A 23,661-nucleotide genomic window follows, 5' to 3' on the forward strand; every position below is an offset into this window, starting at 1 on the left:
CGCTACCCGACCCTTGGCGGCAACGCGAGCAGATCCTCATGGCACACTTTAATGCGCAACTCCCCTGTGCCCAGCTGCCGTTCTCTGGCGTCAAACCAGACCCTTAAGCGCGCGCTTTGATCCGAATCCTGCTGGATGGCGGCATTGACCCAACCGCGCATCAGCTGGCGCGCCAGCTCAGCATGCTCTTTACCTTCATCTGCACCATCACCTTCACGTTCACCTGCATCCATACCCAGCTGCCAGTCACTGGCGGCGATGTGCACCTCATAACCACAGCTTTGTAGTTCTGCGGTCAGCGTTGCGGTGGCGCTTGGCCCCAGTGCCCCTCCCAGGCCTTTGTCGCCGTGCTGATGTTGATTAACCAGTACGCGCAGCAGGTCGTCATCAGGGTGCTGGGGGATAAGTTCGAAGCGTCCGGCGTAGCTCAGCACAACCAATAGGGCCGCGCGTTTGTCCGCGACTTCTTTCACCAGCGCCTGCAACCATTCGGCCGACACAAGGTCAATCAGCGCCGATGCAGTCACCAGGCGTGTCTGTGTGGGTAATAGCCCGGCAAACGTCTGTGGTAACAGCTGTAAAGCCCGGGTTTCAACGCTCAGGCCCAGCGGCTCTAGTCGCGCTGCTGCGGCTGCCAACAGACCCGTGTCCTGGTCGATCAAAAGCCACGTCTGCGGGCTATCAAGTACCTTGGCCAAATACCCGGCATTGGACCCCAGCCCGGTCCCCAGATCGACCAGCGTTGGCGGAAGTGGCTCAACTTGGTCGCCCGATTGCTGTTTTAGCCAATCACGCAACATGGTATTAAGGTTATGCGACCGCGCCTTATAATCCGCCGGCTGCCGCAGGCTGAGCCAGTCAGCGCTGAACTCGGTATGTGGGTGATGACTTTGAAAATGGGCAAGCGCGGCCGTAAAAGCAGCGGCTGTATCAGCCCAGGTGCGCACAAGCCGCGACTCGGATTCGGCACTAAGGCGGGCTTGCGCAAGGACGTCAGGGTTGGTTATCCAAATAACCAAACGTTCACGCAACGCTGCCACATCCCCCGCGTGGTACATCGCAACGCCGGGGCGATCGGCGGTGTGCAATAAAGCGCCACCGTTTGAGGAAATAATCGGCAAACCAACACCCAGTGCTTCATCAATTACCATGCCATAACCTTCATACAGCGACGGCAACACAAAAACGTCGGTGTTGTTGTAAAGCGCTGCCAGCGCATCGCCATCCACCTCGCCGGTCAGCGTAATACGCGAACACAAACCAGCCTGCTGAATCTGCTGGCGCACCTGCTCGGCGTAGTGCGGATCGCGGTCACAAGCGCCCGCCAAAACGCACTGCCATGGCAGCTCCTTCAACCCGGAAAGAGCTTCGACCAACTGATGCTGGGCCTTACGCGGCGACAGTTGCGCGACGCATAACAACCGTATCGTTTTCGCACCTTCAGCCCTGCCATTAGCAGAGTGTTCCGGCGCAGCAGACGCACGCTTTTCAACCCCCGGTTCAGCAACGTGGATTCGGTCTGGCGCCACGTCAAAGCCCCGAAGGCGTTCTGCAGTGAAGCGGCTGGTGGTTATAACATGGGGCACCGCCGCCAGCGCCCGCTTTTCAGCAGCAAAAAACCAGGCTTGCTGCTGCGAGCTCAGGCCGGTTTCATCGGCCAGCGGATGGTGAATCAACGCGACCAGATTCAGCCTCGACCGGTGTGCTTCCAGTATTTCTGGCATGGCGCTCATGGCAAGTCCGTCGAGCACCACCCAAGACTGCTCTGCCGCACTCGCAAGCAACTCGTTCATGGCAGACAATGCCACGGTGTCGGGCTGCGGAAATTGGCCGGGCAACCCGGTTATTCGTGCGCTTGTACCGGGCTGATTTAACGCGCAGGCTTTGTTTAGCGCGGCTACTAACTCGCGCACGTAGCGATAACCACCGGTGTTCTGTTGCGGATCACCCGGCACAACAAACAGCAGTTCGTGGCTGGATTCAAATGTCGCCATGGTAGCTGGCCCACGCAATATGGGATTCCGCCAAGGTTACCTTTACGCTTTCAACACCCTTGCCTGACTCCCCCAGCTGGCCGGCCCGAATTGCTGTGGCAAGTCGTTCGAATATGACTTTTGCCATAAATTCGGTGGTGGTATTGCGGCCTTCAAATTCCTCCACGTCGTCCAGATTTTTCATGTTGAACTCCGCCAGCAATGCTTTCAGCTGCTCCGAAGCCAGGCCAATGTCCACAATCAAATCGTCATGGTCGAGCGTCTTACGCTCAAAGCTAACGTCAACGATATAAGTAGCGCCGTGGGTTTTCTGAGCCGGCCCAAAAATTTCGCCGTTAAAACTGTGGGCAATCATGATGTGATCGCGAACGGTCAGGCTGTACATTTAAATCTCCTTTGGCAAAGCCTAAAGTGAATAGCCTACTGTGCAGAACTGTCTATGAAGAGCTATCTGTAACGAACTATGACTAATAACGAATTCGATGGCATAACGTATCATCACCCGGGGCAAGAATTTGCGCCATGGTTTGCGGCATTTTCTCGAACGGGGTTTCTGCGCTGATCAAAGCGTCCAACACCGGATCTTGCAGTAAATCCAGAGCCAGCGTCAGGCGACGGCGATAATCCCAGCGCGGCTGGCGAAGCGGGTTAATCCCACCCACCTGGCTGGATTTCAGGGTCAGGCGACGGGGATGAAAGGCCGCGCCCAGGGGTGCGTTAACGGGCTGGTCGCCGTACCAGCTCATTTCCACCACTGTTGCCTCCGGACCTGCCAAGCCTAGAGCTGTTGCCAAGCCGGCGCTTTGGCCACTGGCATGAATCACCAGGTCAAAATCATCCGCGCTGCTTTGGCTGGCAAAGGTTAAGCCCAGCTTGCGCGCCACTGCCTCGCGACCCGGGTTGGTGTCCAAAGCGACTACCCGGGTTCCAGGTATGCGGCTGGCTAACCAGGCTACAAGCAAGCCAACAACCCCTAAGCCCACCACCGCAATACGGTCGCCCACGCCCGGCATGGCATCCCAAAGGCCATTTACGGCGGTCTCCATATTAGCAGCCAGAATCGCACGAGCCGCAGGTAACCCCGGCGGCAAAGGCATAACGGCCGCGGCAGGCACTTTATAACGCTGCTGATGGGGGTACAGACAAAAGACCGTCTTGTCGGCTAGCGCCTCGGGGCCGCTAACAACCCGTCCAACATTGGCATAGCCGTATTTGACCGGCCAAGGGAAATCTCCCTGCTGAAAAGGTGCGCGCATACTCTGGTATTCGCTGGCAGGCACTCGGCCGTGAAACACCAGAGATTCGGTGCCACGGCTGACACCGGAGTACAACGATTGCACCGTTACCTCATTGTCTTTGGTACTTGCATTCGTGCCTGGCGGACTATTCAGAACCGTGTTCAGTATTTTCCCTTCGCCAGCGGCGGTAATCCAGAATGCCCGTGTCGCTGTGTGCGATGAGCCATCATTTATGGAACTCATCCAGTACTCCTTGTGTCTATACTAAAAGCTAAACAGTCTACAGATTTCTTGATGGAGTTCACTGATGAATTCAGCACCCCAAGCGCGGGCGCAGGGCCTTGCGCCATGGATGGACCTGCTGTGGAGTGCCGTTGTAATGGCGGTTTTGTTTGCACTGGTGATTCCACCTGTTGCGTCAACCCGGGCAGCAGCCACGCTGGCCACTGCGGTAACCATCATTCTTTATGGTGCTATTGTAGCGAGTGTGCTGACACGCTGGCCGTCACACCTAAATTTTGGCTGGGCCAATCGGGCAACTCTGCTGCGCGGTTGCATGATCATTGTGTTGATTGCCATTGCCTGCGCTGTGGCCGCAGGCGCTAAACTGTCGGTTAACAACCTTTGGTGGTATGCCGTTGCAGCTTTGTTGGCACTTATACTGGACGGCGTAGACGGCCAACTGGCGCGGCGCACCAACAGCGCCAGTGAGTTCGGCGCCAGATTCGATATGGAACTGGACGCCCTGTTTATTCTTGGCCTGTGCCTGATGGTTTTCGCCATTGGCAAAGCTGGCGCCTGGGTGCTGGCGCTGGGCCTGATGCGTTATGGCTTTGTGGCGGCTGCCTGGGCTCTGCCCTGGATGAACCAGCCGCTACCGCCGAGCTTTCGCCGCAAAACAGTGTGCGTATGGCAGATTGTCACGTTAATGGTGGCGATTGTGCCGCCAGCGCCTTCCCTGCTTGTCAGCGTGTCGCTGGCAACGGCGCTGTTACTGTTAACCTGGTCGTTTTTTCTAGACATATATTGGCTCTATCAACGGAGAAGATAATGGAGAGAACAACATGAAACACATTGAGAAAAACCGTACTTCCAAAATCGCTTTCCTATCCTTGCGCCGAATTGCTACCGCTGTTCTAGTGCCGGCTTGTTTGGCTTCAGCCCCGCTGGTTCACGCTGAGCCGACCAATTTCAAGGTTGATGATGAGCACTTTTCCATGGTGTTTGAAATTATGCACGTCGGCTATGCCCCGGTGATGGGCATGTTCCGCGAGATAGAAGGTGAATTTGTCTATGATGAAGAAACCCGAGAGCTTAGTTCCGGCAAACTGATATTTAAAAGCGACAGTGTGTTTACCAATCACAAAAAGCGCGATGAGCACGTCACCAAAAAAGACTTCCTCGACAGTTCCAAGCACCCCGACATCGTTTTCACTGTGACCGATTTCAACACCACCGGCGATAACACTGGCCAGGTCACTGGAGACCTGGCCATGCTCGGCCAAACCAATCCGGTTGTGTTAAACGTAACACTCAACAAATCGGCGGTTTACCCGTTCGGGCACGAGGAATACACGCTGGGCATTAGCGCCGAAACCAGCCTGAAACGCAGCGAATGGGGCATGACCTACGGCCTTGATGGCGACATGGTGGGCGACGAAGTTACCCTGCGTTTTGGTTTTGAAGCTATCAAGCAATAAGTTTGGTTCTAAGCGGGTTGATAATAGCGTGATTAAATCTAGGCCGATTGTTGGCGGCCATATTTCATCGACGCCACCAATGAGCCCGCCACTACCAGCAACGCCGCCACCGGCAAACGCCAGTCCGGGGCGGCAATGCCGGCAACAACCAACAGCACCGCGGCCAATACCGGCACCGCGTAAGCCAAGCTGCCAATCAACGCAGTAGGCCCGGTGCGCAAAGCCAAATCCCAAGCCACCATAGCAAGCCCATAAGGCCCAAGGCCAAGAGCGATGCCGGCCAACAATGCGCCACCGGTAGGCATTCCCGGTGCGCTTCCAGCCAAGGTGTCAGCGGTTGCCGCTCCGGCGCCTGCAACCAGAAACAGCAATGGCATCAACGGTGTAATTGCCACCGGTGCCGCCTGGCAAATCCACGAATACAAGGCCCAGCAACAAGCGGCCAACAGTGCCAGTGCATAACCGGAGTAATGGGCGCTAGCGCCTGATCCTAGAGAATCGGGCCCTATCAAGACCGCTGCGCCACAAAATGCAATACCGGCCCCGACGATGACTGGCAATGGAATACGCCGATGAAACATCCATTGGCTGAGCACAATAAACAGTATGGGCCAGGTGTACGTAATCAACGCAGCCTCCGCAGCAGGCGCCTTACCCATTCCCACCAGATAACTTGCCACAGCGCCAAAAATCAGCGCAGGTACCAATCCGTAAATCACCAGTTTCCACTTGAACGACAGCGTTAATTGCATGGGTTTAATTTGCGCTTTTTTGCGCTTGCACAACGTCGTGGGCAAAGCCGCCACAGCACCACTTAACAGAGCAATTGTTGCCAGCCGAAACGGAGGTACCGCGCTTGCGATATCCACCAGCAGCGGCGCGATCGCCCATAGAACAACGGCAACAAGCGCCGCAAAAACGCTGACGTAAAGAGGTTGATGTAAAGCAATGAAGTGGCTGCTCACGGTTAGTGCTCCCTTTGCGCTGGTGAATTAGCAAGACAGGGCTTAACCCTATACACTTTCAACACATCACAAAATCGACATTTTTTGATTGATAACCTAACAGGAATTGATGATTTGAAACGGCGCATTTTGGATTTGAACATGTTGCACACGCTGGTCGCGATTGCCGACGCCGGCAGCGTGACCGCGGCGGCTGAACGCCTGGCTTACACACAATCGGCTGTGAGCATGCAGCTGCGCCGGCTGGAAGCATCATTGGACGTTGCCCTGCATGAACCCGCAGGGCGTAAAATTCGCCTGACAGCGGAGGGGCAAAAGCTGGTGGGGTACGCGCGGAAAATGCTGGCGTTGAACAGTGAAGCGGTAGACGACGTTCAGCGCCGGCAGATTTCCGGCGAGCTGAGCCTGGGCATTCCCGAGGATTATGCCTTTTTGTTGACCTCCGTGTTATCGCACTTCAGTCAGCGATATCCGGCGATTCAGTTACAGGTTATTTGCCGCTCCAGCGTTGATCTGGTGAAGCAGGTACAGGATGGCGATCTGGATATGGCGGTGGTAACGCGCCAGGTGCGTTCACCGGGCGGTGAAGTGATTCGCCGCGAACCGCTGGTATGGGCCGTTGGCGCCACCGCGCAGCCATCATTGGCCGACCCGATACCGCTGGCGCTTTATTCGCCGGGCGCAGACGTGTTTCGTGATGTTGCTGAAGCGTCGCTGGCCTCTGCAGGCCGGAGCTGGCGCATGGCCTATTCCAGCCAATCCATGACCGGCCTTTTACCGGTTGTAGTAGCCGGTTTGGCGGTGGTTGTGGTAACCCGCAACATGCTAACCGATCAACTGCGGGTGATTGACGAGCGCAGTGGCATGCCAGCGTTACAATCCGTTGAAATCGCCCTGCACCGCTCTATTGGACGGCCATCGGAACCGGCACGTCAACTGGCGGACCTGATACGAACTCACTTGGCGTCAAATGAGTAAACTCGAACCAGCCCTGCGGCTCCAAAGGCTGGTCAAGTGCCTGCTGTAATCTGGCATCTTGTCGATAAATATCCGGGCGGAACACCAGCTCGCCGTCTTCGCCCGGGTGTACCGTCCAATAATGCAATATGACCGGCATCGCGCGCCGCAGGTTAATATTGCGAGTGTCTCCAGTCGCAATTAATGCTTTTACATCCGCAGCCGTGTCGGTGTCGTCAAACAGCAGTTGTGCCAACTCCGTGATGCCTTGCACCCGAATACAACCCGAGCTGAATGCCCGCTGCTGGCGCCCGAATAGTGCCTGCGCAGGCGTATCGTGCAAGTACACCGAGTGATTGTTAGGAAAACGCAGAACCAATTGTCCCAGCGCGTTCGTCGGGCCCGGATCCTGGCGCAGCATAATGCTACCGGGATTCCACCAGTCGATCTGTTGCGGGTCCAAGCGCTGCCCCCGAAGATTAAGCACGCTCAAATTCTGGCGATAAAGATAGCCAATGTCGTCGCGGATTTTTGGCAACGAGTCTTCCCGATAAATGGTCGGCGGCACTGTCCAGGTTGGGTTGGCGGTTAAGTGGGTGATCTCGGACCGCAGCGACGGCGTGCTGCGGTAGGGCTGGCCAACCACAATCCGCGAACGCCAGATTTTACCGTTGGGGCGAAAGTAGCTGATGCGATAACCGGCAATATCCACCAGAATAAAAGCGCTGGCTTCGCCGTGTAACAACCAGCGAGCGCGCTCCAGGTTGGCTCGAATCTGGTTAATACGGTCGTCAACAGAAACATTCAACGCGTCTCGGGTTTGTTGACCCACAATACCGTCAGTCTCTAACAGATGATGCTGCTGAAAAAGGCGCACGGCCTCTACCAGGGTTTCATCATATTGAAGAAGAGTCGCAGCCTGAAGGTCCTGCTGGCCAGCAGGCATGGCGCTTTGTAGGCCCGGGCCTCCTATCATCGCCAATCGCTGGCGCAACAGAAGGACATCGGCGTCGACATCGCCCGGCCTTAGTGACTGACTCCGTTGCGGCAACTGCCGCCAGCCGCCTTCCATCTGGATATTGCGATAGTATGCCAGCCCTGCACGCAGGCGCTGGTAGGGCGCAGCGTACGGCCGTGCCAGGGAAAACGCCTGTTCAAAACGCTGCGCATCTACCGCCTCGGAAATCCCCTGATAATCCAAAGCGCGCGCCAACACCGGTATTTCCCACTGAGGATCAATTTGATATGGGTCCACCTTGCCGCGCTGCAGGTGCGTCAACGCGGTCAACAGAATTCGGCTCACTGACAGTTCAAAGCGCAGACGATCACCGGCTGTCGTATACGGTGTCTGCAGTTCACGATAACGCGCCATAATGGCGCCGGGTTGATAGTCGGCTACATTCAGGCCATCACTTTGCAGGGTATTGAGTGCAGCCGCAAAAGCCGCAACTGATTCGCTGTGCTGCCACACAAATCGACCGTCTCTGGCCGCGTAAAAAGCGCGTAAATCCTCGGTTTCAGACAATAGATAGACCGCAAAAACTTCGTCTGGTTCGCTGTTTTCTTGCACAGCCACGCTGTGGCAAGCAACGCCCAGCCACAATGCAAGCAGCAACAAAACGCGGCTTAGCGCATAGCGCCTTAGCATACAGTTCCTCCATGTGCCAGCGGAAATCTGGCTATTTCAGCTTCTATCATTATAATAATGGACCTTGCGGAAAACCGGATGCTCCGCTTTTATAATGACAGCATGATCCGCCATTACCAGTAAGACAGTCCAACGTCAGGTAAGATCCTGCCTTTAATACGGATTTTCTGAATGCCGATGATACGTTTAAACCGATGGCTGCTCGGCGCAGCTTTGTGTAGTCAAATAATTCTGGGGGGCCACAATGCCATGGCCGCCAACTCCCACAAACCAGCAAAAAACGCGACCGTTAATACTGCAACTTCTAATAGTGCAACGCCTTCAGCCCAGCAAACTCGCCTCAACAACACGCTGGCAAAGCTGGCACCAAAAGCCAATCCTCAAGTCTTGCGCCTGGCAGCGCGGGCACTGGCCTGCGCCCAACCCGATGCCGAGAGGCTTGCCGTCATTGATTTTTCATTGCCATCCACTGAGCAGCGGCTCTGGGTGTTTGATTTGAAACGCCAGAAACTGCTATTTAAAGAGCTTGTTTCCCATGGCCGGGGCTCGGGCAATGCCGAGGCCAAGTCATTTTCGAACATTCCGGAAAGCTATCAATCCAGTATCGGCCTGTTTCGCACGCTTAACAGCTATCGTGGCCGCAACGGCTATTCATTACGCCTGGAAGGCTTGGAGGCAGGCGTAAACGACCTGGCCTACCAGCGGGCCATCGTGATTCACGGTGCCGATTACGTCAGCGAGAACTTCATAGAACAAACCGGGCGTTTGGGGCGCAGCCACGGCTGCCCCGCGGTTCGCCAGGAAGTCGCCATCAAACTGATCGATAGTCTGAAAGAAAACCAGTATCTGTTTACCTACTACCCGGATCCCGAGTGGTTGGCAACGTCTGAATTCTTAAGCTGTAAACGCACAGATGCCCAACTAGCCATGAACTGATGTCTCGTCTCCGCGATTAATACTGTAACCCAAAAGAGAATGCTCATGCCCAACAAGAAGTTTCCATCCATTATTGTGTTTGATGTGAATGAAACACTTCTCGATATAACGACTCTGGAGCCTTTATTTCATCGCGTGTTCGGCGATCGACAGGTGCTGAGGGAATGGTTTTCGGCACTGGTGCTTTATTCACAGACAATGACTCTGTCCGGTCTTTACACGCCCTTTGGAGAGCTTGGCGTGGGCGCATTGCGAATGACCGCCGACATTCACCAGGTGGACATTGGGGATGACGATATTGCGGAGCTGAAAAAGCGGATGAGTACAATGCCGGCGCATCCGGACGCTATTCCCGCTCTTACCCGGCTGCGCGATGCAGGTTTCAGACTGGTAACCCTGACCAACTCGGCCAGCGGCGCTTCGCCCACCCCGCTGGAAAAGGCGGAATTAAGTCACTTTTTTGAGCGAACCTTCAGCATCGAGGAGACCGGTAAATTCAAACCCGCCCCTGAAACCTATCGCCTGGTCGCGAAGGCGTTGTCTGTCGAGACCTCAGACTTGTGCCTGGTCGCCTGTCACCTTTGGGACACCATAGGCGCCCAGGCAGCCGGTTGCCGCGGTGCGTTTTTAACACGCCCTTACAACGCTATTCTGACGGCGCCTGGCGTACCCCTTCCCGACCTGGTTGCAGCAGAACTGACTGACCTCGCCGATCAGATTATTAGCTGCCGGTAGCACCTTGTAGAGACGCCCGGCGGTCGCACCAAAGCCAGTCGGGCCGTTTAAACCACGTCAGGCCAAAAGAGCCGTTTTGTGCTCATCAGGCATCTCGTTTAGAGCCGAAATGTTACTTACAATCTGGATCCCGCTTATTGCTTTCTTGGCCTTGGACTTGGCAACCGCTGCGGTCGCTGCCAGATCTGCCGCGGACCCAAATGCCCGGCTATCTGCAACAACGATTCCTGCTGAGAGAGCCACAAGGGGGAACTGTCTTGGCTGGCCATCACGATCTTCACCGGTTATGAACCCCGCTTGACGTATCGCTTCCGGATAACGCGTCGCTGCCTCTGAGGCGAAAAGCTGTTGCACTTCTTCGCAGCGCTTTCGGTTTTCAAGTCGGTCGCTAAATACCACAAAATCATCTCCGCCAATATGGCCGACCCACTCATTATCCCCATTGAAAACCGCACACAGTTGTCGTGCCAACGACAAGATCACCTCATCACCTTTGCTGTAGCCCAGCAAGTCATTGAAAGGCTTAAAGTGGTCAATATCGAAGTAGATGCAGGTGAACGGATTGTTTTGCTGAAGCCGGCAAACGGCTTCCTGCTGAATCAGAACATTCCCCGGCAACTGAGTAAGAGGATTGGCATGTCTTGCCTGTTCCACCCGGCTCCGGGTCATCAAACGAAGCAGAGACCGGGTTGAACCCAACCCTATGTACAGGCCGTTCCTGGTCACGATGAAATGCTGCTTGAGATAATGAAGGTCGTCCTCTAAAAGCGACTGACTGACGGCTTCCAAAGATTCGTCATGCTCCACGACAAGCGCATCGTAGGCGGTCAAACTCGACACCGGCTTTGTCTCATTAAGTGCACGGCCATAGGTAGAGCTGAACACTTCCATTACACGCCATTTATGCAGCAGACCGAGAGGCCGGTCATTGTCCACCACGGGCAACGCAAATATGGAGGGCGAAGATTGCAAGACTTGCCAGGCATCGCCCAGTGACGCCGTTGGAGCAAGTGGCACGATGTAGCGCCCGAGGTATCCCGCATCCGAGGTCGCCTGGCCCCCGCCGACGGGAACCGGGTTGTCCAGTGCTGACAATTCGGCAGTAGGAAACGGATTGGGGCGCCCCAGCAGGAAGCCCTGAATCAGATGAATTCCCATTGAGCGCAGCAGCGTCAGCTCAGCAACCGTCTCAACGCCTTCTGCAATCAGCCGGCACCCCAGCCTTTCACAGAGGTTGATGACGGACCGAACAAACTCTTTTTTCACCAGGTCTCGATCAACATCGCGAATAAAATGGCGGTCAATTTTGACAAAATCCGGCTGAATTTCAGACCAGAGTTTTAGCCCGGAATAACCCGTACCCAGGTCGTCTATCGCAACCCGGAAACCCCTTTTTTTCAATGCAATCAATCGAGCCTTTAACGCTTCCGGGTTATCCGCCGGATAACGTTCGGATAGTTCAATAACCACGTTTTCCGGCTTGAGGCCGTTCATCGTCAACAAAGACTGCAAGCGATCCTCTGCGAGCTCTGTCGGTAGCAGCAGACCCGGTGAAACATTCACGAAAACCAGGTGGCTGACTCCGTGACGAATGCAGCTTTGCCCGGCTTCCAGCAGACACGCCTGTTCCAGGCTGATCACCTGCTTGCATTGCTCTCCTGCCTGAAATAATGCGGGAGCCCCGTGAAGCGGGCTGTCCGAAGGTCCCCGGCTAAGTACCTCATAGCCAAGAACAGTTCCTTTCTGACAGTCAACAATGGGTTGAAACATCGTTGAAATGAGCTGCTGATCAATAATGCGCTGTAGCTCTCTCGCTTGGTCACCGGCTGTCATTCTGTGTTATGCCCCCTGAATCTGGAAACGAGAAATCAGGGCTCGCAGCGATTCTGACTGCCCACGCAACTGATCGCTCACCGTTTTAGTGTGACCGATATGCTGTTCCAGACCCTGAGAGCTTTCTCCCAGCGCATCCGCGCGCCGCCCCACCCGGCCAATTTCATCCCGTTGAACGTGAATTGCCTCGTCTACCTCATTGCTAAAATGGCTGAGATCATCAAAGGTTTGTTTAAGTGCCACCAGGTGGGTCTTGAGTGTTCCCAACGTCTCCCGGTTAGCGCCACCGGCTGCCCGGGTCTCATCCAGTAAGCCGTTAGCACTATTAACCTGGGTGACAAGCTCGCTAACCCACTGACGCACCTGATTGGTGGATTCACCAGTGCGGCGGGACAGGCTTCGCACTTCATCGGCCACAACGGCGAAACCCCGACCCTGCTCTCCGGCGCGGGCCGCCTCAATCGCTGCGTTCAGGGCCAGCAGGTTGGTCTGCTCAGCGATGTCCGCAATCACGCCGATCACCTGTTCAATCTTTTTACTGGAACCGTGAAGCGCCTCAATCGCTCCTGCCACGCGATTGATAACCTCAATCGCATGTTCAGCGGCACGCTCACTCTCGCGCAGCTGATTCTGAACATCATCGTTGCCTTCCACAGCGCCAGTAACCTGCGTCCGGGAATGCTGTGCCGATTGCTCAATCTGGCTCGCACTATTCGTAATGGCGCTCATTGATGAAACCACATCGTGAATCTGGCGAGTGTTATGTAGCGACGAGGCCTGCACGGCATCCGCCTGCTCATCCAGATTGGCTGAACGCTGCTGTAAGGCAGCCGCAGCGTCTGTGACGTCCCCCACGAACAGTTTGAATTTTTCGATCAGACCGTTGATTGCTAGCGCCACCGCCGTAACTTCATCACCCCCTGAAATCGGCAGCGGGGTGGAAAGGTCTGACGCGGCTTCCATGGATCGGAGACGTTCCGCGATCAACTGAAGCCTGGTGGTCACCGTGCGGCGGAGCCAGTACGTTAATAGCAGGATACCAAGCAAGACAAAAAGGGCCCCCCCAACCAGCAAGTGTTGTTGCTGTTCGAGAAATTCGACCAGCGCGGCAGACCCTGCCTCCGCCTGTTGGCGGCCAACCGAACGCCGGGCATCAATATCTTCAAGCATGGGATCAAGAGCTTGATAAAGCTGAAAGTCCACCACTTTACCGGCCGAATAATAACTGGCTTCATCGATTGGTTCTTTCAGAGCCACAAGCAGGCTCAAAACTGCTTGATGGGCCTCTGTGTTCTTCTCAGCCCAACCTTGCAGGCGCGGGTTACCAAGAGCTGACTGCCATTGCGCCTTTATCGCCAGCGAGGTTTCTTCGAACTGTGCGTTGATCTCATCCCACAGCAGCAGTTGAGCTTTAATTTTGTAGGAAAGATCCTTGAGTTGGCGATGGCTGCGATCTAAATCCGTCAGCAGCCAGACATCCGACATCTGCTCTCGCACGAGTCGATCCGTCGCCTCCTCAGCCTCCCGTACCACTGACATAGAAAGCCATGTCAGACCAACAAGAGCTATTAAACAAAACCCGGAAAACACTACTAAGCGCTGATGGACGGTAAGGCGCATAACGTGAACTACCTCTCGAAACGTTCACGCTGAGCATAAGTCATGATCATGACAGTTTTGTTTCAGTGGCGAGCGTTCCAGAACCATTCTTTAAATATAATCAAATCTTTCAATACTTTAAAGGCGCGACGTCAATGAACTGCGGAGGGGGGGGGCTTTCACAAGTCAGCCTGACTAGAGCTTGCCGTTCAAACCAACTGCGAGCAGGTACGACAATTCATCGTAGAAGGTGGGGTTGGATTGGGTGTCGCCATAGCCGGCACGAGATAAACGACCAATCCCTCCACGCCATGAAGTTCAGGTATTCGTAAGCTGCAAACAGGCTAAACTTGTCATCTGATCGCGCCTTATTGAACAGTGTGCTCGCACTGTCATAATCTCGCCTGGCGTAACCCACGGTTAACACCAGGCTGTGTTTGCCCCGAATATTCAACCAGCTGATACCGGCGCCATCGGCATCATGTTGAATGTAAATGACCGAAGGTATCAGTGCGTATTCCAGACCAAGGTTGTCGCTGATTCCACGGCAAAGCCGCCATCCCGGCAGGTTGCCTGAATCACCCCATCAGCTTCATTTCCCGAGCAAGCCGCATCATAAAACACGCATTCATTACTGTGGTTGGATAGTCTGGCCCCGGATGATTGAGCTTCAGAATATGTGTGGACGGCGTACCCGCTTCCGGTTCATAGATTTCGTCCCCGTCCAGAACGATTTACATTTTGTATTGAGCTCCGGCCAGCGACATCCACTTTGGAGAGTCTTTCTCTAAAGAAGATCTGGGTACAAGCGCAGGATAGTTCGATCAGGCCAGGTCATCAACTTGTCACGTGAACGACACGGTTTTGTCACGCGCAGGGAATAACGTTGCATCGTAAGTCGCAATACAGCGAGCTTACTTATTGCAAAAGGTGATCTCATGGCGTCTGTGCAATCCCGTGACACGATGCTTCGCATTGAGGATGTCGGGGTAACATACCCCGGCAATGTTCTCGCACTTCGGCCCACCACCGTTGAATTCCATAAGGGCGAGTTCACGGTTTTACTCGGTCTCTCCGGCGCAGGTAAATCCTCATTACTGCGCGCGCTCAATCACCTGGTGCTGCCCACCACGGGCACGGTGATCTCCGCCGAGTTTGGTGCTCTCAATACCCAAAAAACAGTACGCCAACATCGGTGTAAAACCGCCATGGTGTTCCAGCACCACCAACTCATCGAACGGCACACCGCGCTTCAGAATGTCCTGACCGGGCGGCTTGCCTACCAAAGCACCTGGCGCAGCCTATTTCCTCAGCCGAGACACGAACTGGAGCTTGCCCTGCACTGCCTGGATCGCGTTGGACTGGCCGACAAGGCCCTTGCCAGAGCAGATCAGCTTTCCGGAGGACAGCAACAACGGGTGGGTATTGCCCGTGCCTTGGCCCAGCAGCCTTCCATGATTCTGGCAGACGAGCCTGTCGCCAGCCTGGACCCGGCAACCTCGGAACGGGTGCTCACACTCCTGAAGGATATCTGTCGCGAAGACGGCATTACCGCCGTTATTTCCCTGCACCAACTGGATTACGCGCAACGGTTCGCCGACCGCATCATCGGCCTGGCGAATGCCCGGATTGTTTTCGATGCGGCCCCGGCGCAGCTAAAACAATGCAACTTCGACGATATATACCACTGTGCGTCCGAATCGGCGCCCGCCCACAGTGAGCCGACCGCACCCCAACCCACCAACCGCGCAACAAACTACCCAAAAAAGCAACTGGAGATAGCTCAATGAAACCGTTATTCAACGTTTTTTTCGTAATCAGTCTGATGATGGGAATGACCATGCAGGCCTCGGCCGCAAACTCGGACCCAGACCTGTTAAAAGTCGCCCTGCTTCCGGATGAAAACGCATCCGAGTTGATCAAGCGCAACCAGCCACTGAAAGACTATCTTGAAAGCACGCTTGGCAAGGAAGTGGAATTGATTGTCACTACCGATTATTCCTCAATGATTGAAGCCATGCGTTTCGGCCGTATTGACCTGGCCTACTTTGGCCCGCTGTCTTACGTGATGGCAAAGAGCAAAAGCGACATAGAACCCTTTGCTGCCATGATAGTGGATGGCAAGCCCACCTACCGTTCCATCCTTATTGCGAACGCTGAATCAGGTGTTGAATCTTACGCCGATATCAAGGGCAAGAAAATGGTCTACGGCGATCGTGCTTCTACCTCTAGCCACCTGATCCCGAAAACCGTACTGCTGGAGTCCGCTGGTCTAAAAGCAGGCAGGGACTATGAAGCCCATTTCGTTGGCAGTCATGATTCCGTTGCGGTGAACGTGGCGAATGGCAATGCCGAAGCTGGAGGCCTGTCAGAAGTCATATTCCAGCATGTTATAGATCGCGGGCTGATTGACCGGGACAAGGTCAGGATTCTGGGTTACAGCGGAGAGTTTCCCCAATACCCATGGGCGATGCGATCCAATCTGAACCCGGAGCTCAAGGAAAAGATTCGCAACGCTTTTCTCAGTATTGATGACGAGGAAATCTTGAGCAATCTCAAAGCCGAGGGCTTTGCCGCGATCCAAGATTCCGACTATGACGTGATCCGCAAAATGGGCAGCCTGCTCAACCTTGATTTCGCGAAGATGTAAGGGGCGCTATGACTCACACTACGACGGAATTGGCGGCACTGTCGCCGGCTCCGTCGGCTTCCGTGCTGGACGACTATGCACGGGGCTGGCGGGGAAAGCTCAGACAAACAGGCCTCTTATTGGCCGTGATTTTCATTGCCAGCTGGTACGTGGGGCTGTTCGATTTCCAGACCCTCGCCAATGGCGTACCCGCTATCGGCACCCTACTGGGAGAATCACTACCTCCCGACTTCAACAATGTAATGGACTGGGTCTCGCCCCTGATCGACACCCTGGCCATGAGCATTGCCGGCACGGCAATCGCGGTCACCGCGTCCATACCCCTGGCATTCTTGGCGGCTCGTAATACCTCGCCCAATCCAGTCGTATTCCACGTAACCCGCACCATCCTTAATGCCCTGCGCTCAGTGCCTGAACTGATCATGGGTATTATTTTCGTCGCCGCCGTTGGCTTTGGCGCCTTGCCGGGGGTACTTGCCTTGGGCCTTCACTCGATCGGAATGGTGGGGAAATTCTTTGCGGAGGCGATAGAGCATGTGGATGAGGCTCCGGTAGAAGCCGCCAATGCGGCTGGTGCGACACGGCTACAGGTCCTCTATCACGCAGTACTGCCGCAAGTTCTTCCGCAATTTGCCGATGTCTCCATCTACCGCTGGGAATACAACTTTCGCGCATCCACCGTGATGGGCATGGTCGGTGCCGGCGGTATCGGCTTTGAACTCATGGGTTCACTGCGAATCATGCAATATCAGGAGGTCAGCGCCATTCTGATTGTTATTCTGCTGATGGTGACGCTGGTAGACAGCCTGAGCGGCCACCTCCGTAAAAAATTCAAGTAGGGACACTGAATGAAACCAAAAGTTGTTATTACCCACAGAGTTCACGACAGTGTTCTAGCCAGCTTGGAGCCTCACTGCGAACTGATTACAAACCAGTCAGCCCATACCTTGTCCGTGGATTCGGTGAAGGCTCGCGCAGCGACGGCCGATGCCTTGATGGCGTTTATGCCAGACCGTGTCAGCAATGAATTCCTGCTGGCCTGCCCCAATTTGAAGGTTGTCGGCGCCGCTTTAAAAGGATTCGATAACTTTGACGTAAACGCCTGTACCCGCCGGGGGGTCTGGCTGACCTTCGTACCCGATTTGCTGACCGTGCCAACGGCAGAGCTAACCATCGGGTTGACCATCGGTCTGATTCGCCAGATTCGGGCGGCGGATGACTTTGTCCGCTCTGGCAACTTCCGGGGCTGGCAGCCCCAGTTTTACGGCCTGGGAGTTGAGGGCTCGACCATTGGCATCGTCGGCATGGGTGCGATCGGCAAAGCGGTGGCGACGAGACTCCAAGGCTGGGGTGCAACGCTACTTTATTCTCAACCCGAGGCCTTACCAGCGGCAGAAGAAGCGGCGCTGGCCGTTTCCAGGTCAACCTTTGATGAACTGCTTGCCACATCCGACATTATAATTCTGGCACTTGCCTTAAACAAACAGACCTTGCACGCCATCAACGCCGAACGTCTCAGCCTGATGAAACAGGGGGCGTTTTTGATTAACCCTTGCCGGGGTTCGGTCGTGGATGAAGCATCCGTATTGCAGTCACTGACGTCCGGGCAACTTGGAGGGTATGCAGCAGATGTATTTGAGATGGAAGACTGGGCTAGGGAGGATCGCCCTCAAAGGATCGATCCCGCTCTGCTGGCGCACCCGCGCACGCTATTCACAGCTCACATCGGCTCCGCCGTCAAAGACACAAGGCTGGCCATCGAACAGCGCGCCGCCGATAACATCCTTCAGGGCCTGAGAGGCGATCGGCCCCGGGACGCGGTCAATTCACCGGTCACACAGAAGGGGACGGAATGCTGAATCTGGTCTGGCTTAAAAGCTTTATAACCCTCGTCCAGAACCGGAGCTTCCAAACAGCCGCCAAAAACCTGGGAATCGCCCAGCCCACAATCTCCCAGCACATCCAAAAGCTTGAAGAACAGCTGGACGTGTTGCTCATCCGGCGTGGGAAATCTGGCTGTGAACCGACGAAGGCCGCACTGGTGCTGCTGCCTTTCGCCGCCAGCATGCTGGGTCTGGACCAGCGGGCCCGGGAAGCAATTGCCGGCACAAGTTTTCGGGTGGGCGCGAGCTCCAATATCGGCATCTACATGCTTCAGCCTTACGTGCGCTCATTCAAAGACAGCAAGGCGGCTCCCAGCGTTAAACTGGTTATTGACAACAACCCCGCCATCGCCAGCCAACTGACCCGCGGCGAACTGGATATAGCGGTTATGGAATGGTGGAACCCCAAGCCCGGTTTCGAGGCGCGTGACTGGAAACAGGAGCCAGTGGTGGTGATCGTTCCGCCGGATCATCCCTGCGCTAGGCTGAGCGAGATAGACCGGGAAACCCTCGCAGGCATGACGCTACTCGGTGGAGAGCCCGGCACCGGCACCGGCCGGCTCTTAGCAACTTTTTTTGGCGACAACGGACCTTTCCCCGAAGTGTCCATGCAACTGGGCAGCACGGAAGCGGTAAAACAGGCCGTCAAGGCAGGTCTTGGCATTTCACTTGTTCTAGCAGCGGCCGTCAGCGAGGAAGTCAGGGCTGGCACTTTGCGGGCCATTCCGATCAGTGGTCCGGGTTTAGCTAAAGAACTGATGGTCATCTTTCCTGATGACATTGCCCGGCATCCGCCGATTGCCAACTTTATAAGCCATTTGTGCCATCGTGATTCGATCATGGACAGGCACAGTGGACGGTAGTCCAAATACTCGGCTTGACGCCATTCGCTATCCGTTGCGTTATTAAGCAGCAATTTTGTCCCAGAAATGAAAAAACCCCTGATTTTCTATAAGAAAATCAGGGGTTTTAAGTTGGCGGAGAGAGAGGGATTCGAACCCTACGGTTCAGAAGGACAATCGTGGACAGTCGAGGAAAATCAGAAGGTTATAATTTAAAGGTCAGCCTTGAAAGGATAGGAACGGACAGCGTTTAGGCCCATTTAGGGCCCAAGGTCAGACACGTACATTCAACATCGCGGCCTTTTCACAAGAAGGCCACTAGAAAACCTGCGGCGCGTTAGGAGAGCAGCGTGTGTCGGCCGTTATTACCTTTGTGGAAGCCCTGCCAGGAATTCCTCGTCCAGGACGTCCACCGGACCGGGACTGCTGAACAGATTGCCTTGCAGTTGGTCGCACGCATTGCAGCAATCTCAGCAATCTCAGCAATCCCAGCACGGGTCAGGCCAATACGATGTTCATAAGCATAGTAGACTGAGTGTCCCAGCAGTCGCCTTTGCGGCTCATGCCAAAGTGGTTTATGGATATGACCAGCCCAGTTAAGGAATAATACGCTGAAACTGGAGGACGTATATGACTAAACGAAAGCTGCTGAGAAGGCACTTTTGCGGGGCCGATTAACTAGTATACCGACACTGGCCATCGTTGCTCCATCCGTGGGTCAAAGTGCTGCACTAATTCAATGAAACCAAGAACAGAGCAAGAGGAAGCAATGACAGAGATTAATGGAAAGCGGTTATCCTATCTTTATGAGGCTGTAACTATGGGGACGATCCGGGCTGCAGCAGATAAGCTCAATATTGCTCCCTCGGCCATCAGCCGGCAAATATCTCTGTTAGAGGAAGAGTTAGCATGCATTCTTATTGAACGGCACCGCAAAGGAGTAGCGCCGACAGATGCTGGTAGTATTATCTTACAGTTTTATCGGGAATCACTTTCCGCTGAAGACGCTTGTGTTTCCAAATTACAGGCGTTGTTGGGATTACAGCGGGGTCATATAAAGTTAGCGGTGGGTGAAGGTTTTGTTGGGGATTTGATGTTGGGCCCATTACCTGAGTTTGCCCGTCTCTATCCGGCGCTGACACTTTCAATCAGTATTGGTGGATCAAACGAAGTGATTCGTCAGGTTGAAGAAGATGAAGCGCATATCGGGCTATTGTTCCATCCCAGCAGTCATCCGCGCATCCGCTCACAAGTTGTCAGTTGTCAGCCAATTTGTATTATTATTTCGCCCGACCACCCGTTAGCCGATCGAAATAAGCCGGTGCAGTTGAAGGAGCTTCTAGAATACCCAGTGGGGCTGGCTGAAAGTCGTTTTGGCGTACGTCAGTTACTAGCGATGGCCGAATTTCAACAAAAAATTCGATTTACCCCTATCCTAACCACTGACTCATTCGCCGTACTAAAGAACTTTGCCCGCTCAAATATGGGGTTTACCTTTCTACCTTATTTTGTAGTGTCCAAAGAAGTGAAAGATGGACATTTGATAGCAATCCCCGTGGACAATACGCTACTAGCAAGCGGTGAAGCTCATATAGTAACTCGGTTGGGTCGTCATCTATCCCAAGGCCCGCATGAATTACTACAGCATCTGACGGCATGGATGAAAGCTATGTAAGCGGGCTGCACGCCGGCAATATCGAGTTGCTGGGCGCTATTTTGAGACAGCTGTGATGCGCCACCGATATTTACGCCCGTCCTTGTCGTAGCCAGAAATGCTGCAGAGCAATCTCGACATCGAATATGCCGTCGATGCCAAACCGAAGACGGCGATTGCGCTCTGCGAAAGCGCAATCGACTTCGTGACCAGGAACATACTCGTGGTGCTGTTTGATGACACCGAATCGGATCAAGCCCATTTTTGGAGCAGCAGCTCAGGCTGATAAAGATGGTGGGGCTCCCAAACTATCTGCAAGCCCAGATCAGAAGTGGGCAATCAACAAGCTGAGTCAGGCGGCTCTGTAGGAAACCCGTTCGATAGTGGCTACAGCAAAGGCGGGCGCTAGCGAACATCGAGAAACTCATTCCGTCCATCGTATCGTTGTTAGCGGCCCACAGTTCTTGGATAGCCGAGTACATCACATCCTTCAGCGCGGTTACGCAGGTCGAGCAGCCACTACCAACATCGAATCACTGAACGAGCGTCTTTATCTCAGTAATGCCTGACATGACATCTTCGCGAATGAGCTGTTCGGCAACGGCGTTGCAGATGCAGACATTGGCGGCTTTCCTGGATTGGCCCATAGAAGTCAATCAATCAGCTCAGCCTTAACCCTGCCAAACGCAGCAATCGCCGTATCGATATCTTCCGCTGTTAACGCCGCACTCATTTGCGTTCGAATGCGCGCCTGGCCTTTCGGCACGACAGGGAAGGAAAATGCGACCACATATACTCCCTCTTTCTGCAATGCCTCCGCGAAGCGCGAAGCGAGTGCAGCATCGCGCAGCATCACGGGAACGATCGGATGCTCGCCGGGTAGCAGCTCAAAGCCCAGTTTCTCCAGTCCCTGCCTGAATCTTGCGGTGTTCTCGCGAAGCTGGCGGCGCAAGGCGCCCGAGTCCATGACGAGGTCAAGTGCCTTGAGGGCACCGGCAACTACCGGAGGTGCAACGCTGTTGGAAAACAGGTAGGGGCGCGAGCGCTGCCTGAGCAGTTCCACGACTTCTCGACGGCCGCTGGTGTAGCCTCCGCTTGCGCCACCAAGCGCCTTGCCCAAAGTACCCGTAGTGATGTCCACTCGATCCATGCATCCACGGTACTCATGGGTTCCCCTGCCCTGTTCACCGATAAAGCCAGTGGCATGGCAGTCGTCAAAATGCACGAGCGCTCCATATTTTTCGGCAAGATCGCAGATCTGGTCCAGCTTTGCGATGTAGCCATCCATTGAAAAAACGCCATCGCTGGTGATCAGCTTGAAGCGTGCGCCGTTTGCATCGGCAAGCTGCAGCTGCGTCTCCAGGTCGGCCATGTCGTTATTGGCATATCGATAGCGGCTGGCCTTGCACAGGCGTATACCATCTATGATGCTGGCGTGATTAAGGGCATCAGAAATAACGGCGTCTTCTGGCCCCAGCAAGGTCTCGAACAACCCACCGTTCGCATCGAAACAGGAGGGATAAACGATCGTGTCTTCCATTCCAAGGAAATCGCTGAGCCTTTGCTCAAGGGTCTTGTGCAGTGTCTGAGTGCCGCAGATGAAGCGCACTGAAGCCATTCCGTAGCCCCATTCGTCCAGGCCCTGTCGCGCTGCTTCCTGCACAGCAGGATGCTGGGCAAGGCCAAGATAGTTGTTCGCGCAGAGGTTCAGTATTTTCGCCCCGGCCATGCCTTCGACACCTACTCGCGAATCCTGTGGCGAAGTCAGTGGTCGTTCCGTTTTATACAGCCCTTCAGCCTTGATGGAATCGAGTTCCTGGTTCAGGTGCTGCTGAAAATTTCCGTACATGTCAGTTCTCGCTTTCTCTAACGTTCGGACCAATCGAGCACGACTTTGCTTGCGCTGCCGGCAAGCAGCGCATCGAAGCCCTGCTGAAACTCGCTGAAATGCAGCCTGTGCGAGATGATCGGTTTCAGATCAAGACCTGAATCAATCATGACCGACATTTTGTACCATGTTTCGTACATCTCGCGGCCGTAGATACCCTTGATGGTGAGCATGTTGAATATGACCAGGTTCCAGTCGATGGTCAGGTCTTGCTCCGGTATGCCGAGCATGGCAATCTTGCCGCCATGACACATGCTGGCGATCAGGTCTCTGAAAGCCGACGCATTGCCGGACATTTCCAGGCCAACATCGAAGCCCTCTGTCATTCCGAGCGATTGCTGTACATCGCCAAGTTTTTCGCGGCTAACGTCTACCACTCTTGTTGCGCCAAGCGTTGTAGCCAGTTCCAGTCGCTTCGGATTTACGTCGGTTACCACCACATGACGGGCGCCGGCGTGCCGGCACACAGCCGCTGCCATGACACCGATCGGACCAGCGCCGGTAATGAGAACGTCTTCGCCGATCAGCGGGAACTGAAGCGCGGTATGAACAGCGTTACCGAACGGGTCGAACAGCGACGCTACATCCAGATCGATACCCGGACGATGCTCCCAGACGTTGGACATTGGCAGCGCGACATATTCAGCAAATGCACCCTGGCGATTGACGCCAATACTGCTGGTATGCGCGCAGAGATGTCGCCGGCCGGCCAGACAGTTGCGACAGCGGCCGCACACGACGTGGCCTTCACCGGATACGATCTGCCCCGGACGAAAGTCATTGACGTTGGAGCCGACCCTGACGATCTCGCCAACGAATTCGTGGCCAACGACCATCGGCACGGGAATGGTCTTCTGTGCCCAGCTGTCCCATTTATAGATATGCATATCGGTACCGCAGATGGCGGTGCGTAGCACACGCACCAACACGTCATTGATACCGACATCTGGTTCGGGAACGTCCTTCAGCCAGAGGCCTTGTTTTGCTTCGCTTTTGACGAGCGCTTTCATGGTATGAAATTCCTTTTGGTACGACGGGCCCGACTCATGATCGGGCAGTCAATAAAATGCAAGTTGAAGTATGCGATAGCGTACGTCAATCGACGCGAACACGAGGCAAACTATGTGGGGTTCTGGAAA

At 54.7% G+C, this 23,661-nt stretch carries 21 protein-coding genes; 12 read left to right on the forward strand and 9 right to left on the reverse strand.

The window, feature by feature from the left end; all coding sequences use genetic code 11:
• Positions 1-2: 2 nt before the first annotated feature.
• From MIH18_RS02325 to MIH18_RS02335, 3 genes are all read right to left on the reverse strand, one after another.
• Complete coding sequence (locus MIH18_RS02325; protein WP_249013789.1) at positions 3-1,994, reverse strand: glycosyltransferase family 4 protein; 1,992 nt, start codon at positions 1,992-1,994, stop codon at positions 3-5.
• The gene (locus MIH18_RS02330) at positions 1,981-2,379 is read right to left on the reverse strand and encodes a 6-carboxytetrahydropterin synthase (RefSeq protein WP_249008695.1); all 399 of its coding nucleotides are present in this window, start codon (positions 2,377-2,379) and stop codon (positions 1,981-1,983) included. The genes MIH18_RS02325 and MIH18_RS02330 overlap by 14 nt, the downstream gene beginning before the upstream one ends.
• A gap of 82 nt (positions 2,380-2,461) precedes the next feature.
• Positions 2,462-3,475, reverse strand: a complete 1,014-nt coding sequence (locus MIH18_RS02335) for a zinc-binding alcohol dehydrogenase (protein ID WP_249008694.1) — start codon at positions 3,473-3,475, stop codon at positions 2,462-2,464.
• A 64-nt stretch (positions 3,476-3,539) separates the two neighbouring features.
• Here MIH18_RS02335 and MIH18_RS02340 point away from each other — a divergent pair, with 64 nt between their 5' ends.
• Both MIH18_RS02340 and MIH18_RS02345 read left to right on the forward strand, forming a co-directional pair.
• Positions 3,540-4,283: a CDP-alcohol phosphatidyltransferase family protein gene (locus tag MIH18_RS02340; protein ID WP_249008693.1), complete on the forward strand. Its 744-nt coding sequence runs from the start codon at positions 3,540-3,542 to the stop codon at positions 4,281-4,283.
• Between the two features lie 13 nt (positions 4,284-4,296).
• Positions 4,297-4,932, forward strand: a complete 636-nt coding sequence (locus MIH18_RS02345; protein WP_249008692.1) for a YceI family protein — start codon at positions 4,297-4,299, stop codon at positions 4,930-4,932.
• 38 nt (positions 4,933-4,970) lie between these two features.
• Here the strand turns inward: MIH18_RS02345 and MIH18_RS02350 are convergent, their stop codons facing one another.
• Entirely contained in the window at positions 4,971-5,897 is a 927-nt protein-coding gene (locus tag MIH18_RS02350; RefSeq protein ID WP_249008691.1) for a DMT family transporter, read from the reverse strand.
• A gap of 114 nt (positions 5,898-6,011) precedes the next feature.
• Between MIH18_RS02350 and MIH18_RS02355 the strand changes: the two genes are divergently transcribed.
• Complete coding sequence (locus tag MIH18_RS02355; protein ID WP_249013790.1) at positions 6,012-6,875, forward strand: LysR substrate-binding domain-containing protein; 864 nt, start codon at positions 6,012-6,014, stop codon at positions 6,873-6,875.
• Here the strand turns inward: MIH18_RS02355 and MIH18_RS02360 are convergent.
• Positions 6,802-8,502, reverse strand: coding sequence for a L,D-transpeptidase family protein (locus MIH18_RS02360; protein ID WP_249008689.1), 1,701 nt, complete (start codon positions 8,500-8,502; stop codon positions 6,802-6,804). The two genes, MIH18_RS02355 and MIH18_RS02360, sit on opposite strands and share 74 nt — an antisense overlap.
• A 171-nt stretch (positions 8,503-8,673) precedes the next feature.
• Here MIH18_RS02360 and MIH18_RS02365 point away from each other — a divergent pair, with 171 nt between their 5' ends.
• Both MIH18_RS02365 and MIH18_RS02370 read left to right on the forward strand, forming a co-directional pair.
• Positions 8,674-9,438, forward strand: a complete 765-nt coding sequence (locus MIH18_RS02365; RefSeq protein WP_249008688.1) for a murein L,D-transpeptidase catalytic domain family protein — start codon at positions 8,674-8,676, stop codon at positions 9,436-9,438.
• 45 nt (positions 9,439-9,483) lie between these two features.
• Entirely contained in the window at positions 9,484-10,173 is a 690-nt protein-coding gene (locus MIH18_RS02370) for a haloacid dehalogenase type II (RefSeq protein WP_249008687.1), read from the forward strand.
• Between the two features lie 57 nt (positions 10,174-10,230).
• On the opposite strand, the gene MIH18_RS02375 is transcribed toward MIH18_RS02370, so the two are convergent.
• Together MIH18_RS02375 and MIH18_RS02380 are read right to left on the reverse strand one after the other, a co-directional pair.
• Positions 10,231-12,006: a bifunctional diguanylate cyclase/phosphodiesterase gene (locus tag MIH18_RS02375; RefSeq protein WP_249008686.1), complete on the reverse strand. Its 1,776-nt coding sequence runs from the start codon at positions 12,004-12,006 to the stop codon at positions 10,231-10,233.
• Between the two features lie 6 nt (positions 12,007-12,012).
• Positions 12,013-13,503 carry a methyl-accepting chemotaxis protein gene (locus tag MIH18_RS02380; RefSeq protein WP_249008685.1) on the reverse strand — a complete coding sequence of 497 codons (1,491 nt, stop codon included), beginning with the start codon at positions 13,501-13,503 and terminating at the stop codon, positions 12,013-12,015.
• Positions 13,504-14,543: 1,040 nt separating this feature from the next.
• Here MIH18_RS02380 and phnC point away from each other — a divergent pair.
• The 7 genes from phnC to MIH18_RS02415 all read left to right on the forward strand — a co-directional run bounded on the left by phnC (position 14,544) and on the right by MIH18_RS02415 (position 20,920).
• A complete protein-coding gene (gene phnC, locus MIH18_RS02385; protein WP_349293795.1) occupies positions 14,544-15,395 on the forward strand; it encodes a phosphonate ABC transporter ATP-binding protein in 852 nt (283 codons plus the stop codon).
• A complete protein-coding gene (gene phnD / locus MIH18_RS02390) occupies positions 15,392-16,255 on the forward strand; it encodes a phosphate/phosphite/phosphonate ABC transporter substrate-binding protein (protein ID WP_249013791.1) in 864 nt (287 codons plus the stop codon). The genes phnC and phnD overlap by 4 nt, the downstream gene beginning before the upstream one ends.
• An 8-nt stretch (positions 16,256-16,263) precedes the next feature.
• Positions 16,264-17,094, forward strand: a complete 831-nt coding sequence (gene phnE / locus MIH18_RS02395) for a phosphonate ABC transporter, permease protein PhnE (RefSeq protein WP_249013792.1) — start codon at positions 16,264-16,266, stop codon at positions 17,092-17,094.
• 9 nt (positions 17,095-17,103) lie between these two features.
• On the forward strand, positions 17,104-18,114 hold the full coding sequence (locus MIH18_RS02400; RefSeq protein WP_249013793.1) for a phosphonate dehydrogenase: 1,011 nt from the start codon (positions 17,104-17,106) through the stop codon (positions 18,112-18,114).
• Complete coding sequence (locus MIH18_RS02405) at positions 18,108-19,001, forward strand: LysR family transcriptional regulator (protein WP_249013794.1); 894 nt, start codon at positions 18,108-18,110, stop codon at positions 18,999-19,001. The genes MIH18_RS02400 and MIH18_RS02405 overlap by 7 nt, the downstream gene beginning before the upstream one ends.
• Positions 19,002-19,749: 748 nt before the next feature.
• Complete coding sequence (locus MIH18_RS02410; protein WP_249013795.1) at positions 19,750-20,655, forward strand: LysR family transcriptional regulator; 906 nt, start codon at positions 19,750-19,752, stop codon at positions 20,653-20,655.
• 97 nt (positions 20,656-20,752) lie between these two features.
• The gene (locus MIH18_RS02415; RefSeq protein ID WP_249013796.1) at positions 20,753-20,920 is read left to right on the forward strand and encodes a hypothetical protein; all 168 of its coding nucleotides are present in this window, start codon (positions 20,753-20,755) and stop codon (positions 20,918-20,920) included.
• Between the two features lie 366 nt (positions 20,921-21,286).
• Here the strand turns inward: MIH18_RS02415 and MIH18_RS02420 are convergent, their stop codons facing one another.
• Positions 21,287-22,483, reverse strand: a complete 1,197-nt coding sequence (locus tag MIH18_RS02420) for a glycine C-acetyltransferase (protein WP_249013797.1) — start codon at positions 22,481-22,483, stop codon at positions 21,287-21,289.
• Between the two features lie 17 nt (positions 22,484-22,500).
• The gene (gene tdh / locus MIH18_RS02425; RefSeq protein ID WP_249013798.1) at positions 22,501-23,532 is read right to left on the reverse strand and encodes an L-threonine 3-dehydrogenase; all 1,032 of its coding nucleotides are present in this window, start codon (positions 23,530-23,532) and stop codon (positions 22,501-22,503) included.
• Between the last annotated feature and the right edge of the window lie 129 nt (positions 23,533-23,661).

This window comes from Marinobacter sp. M3C (genome assembly GCF_023311895.1).
GTDB lineage: Bacteria > Pseudomonadota > Gammaproteobacteria > Pseudomonadales > Oleiphilaceae > Marinobacter.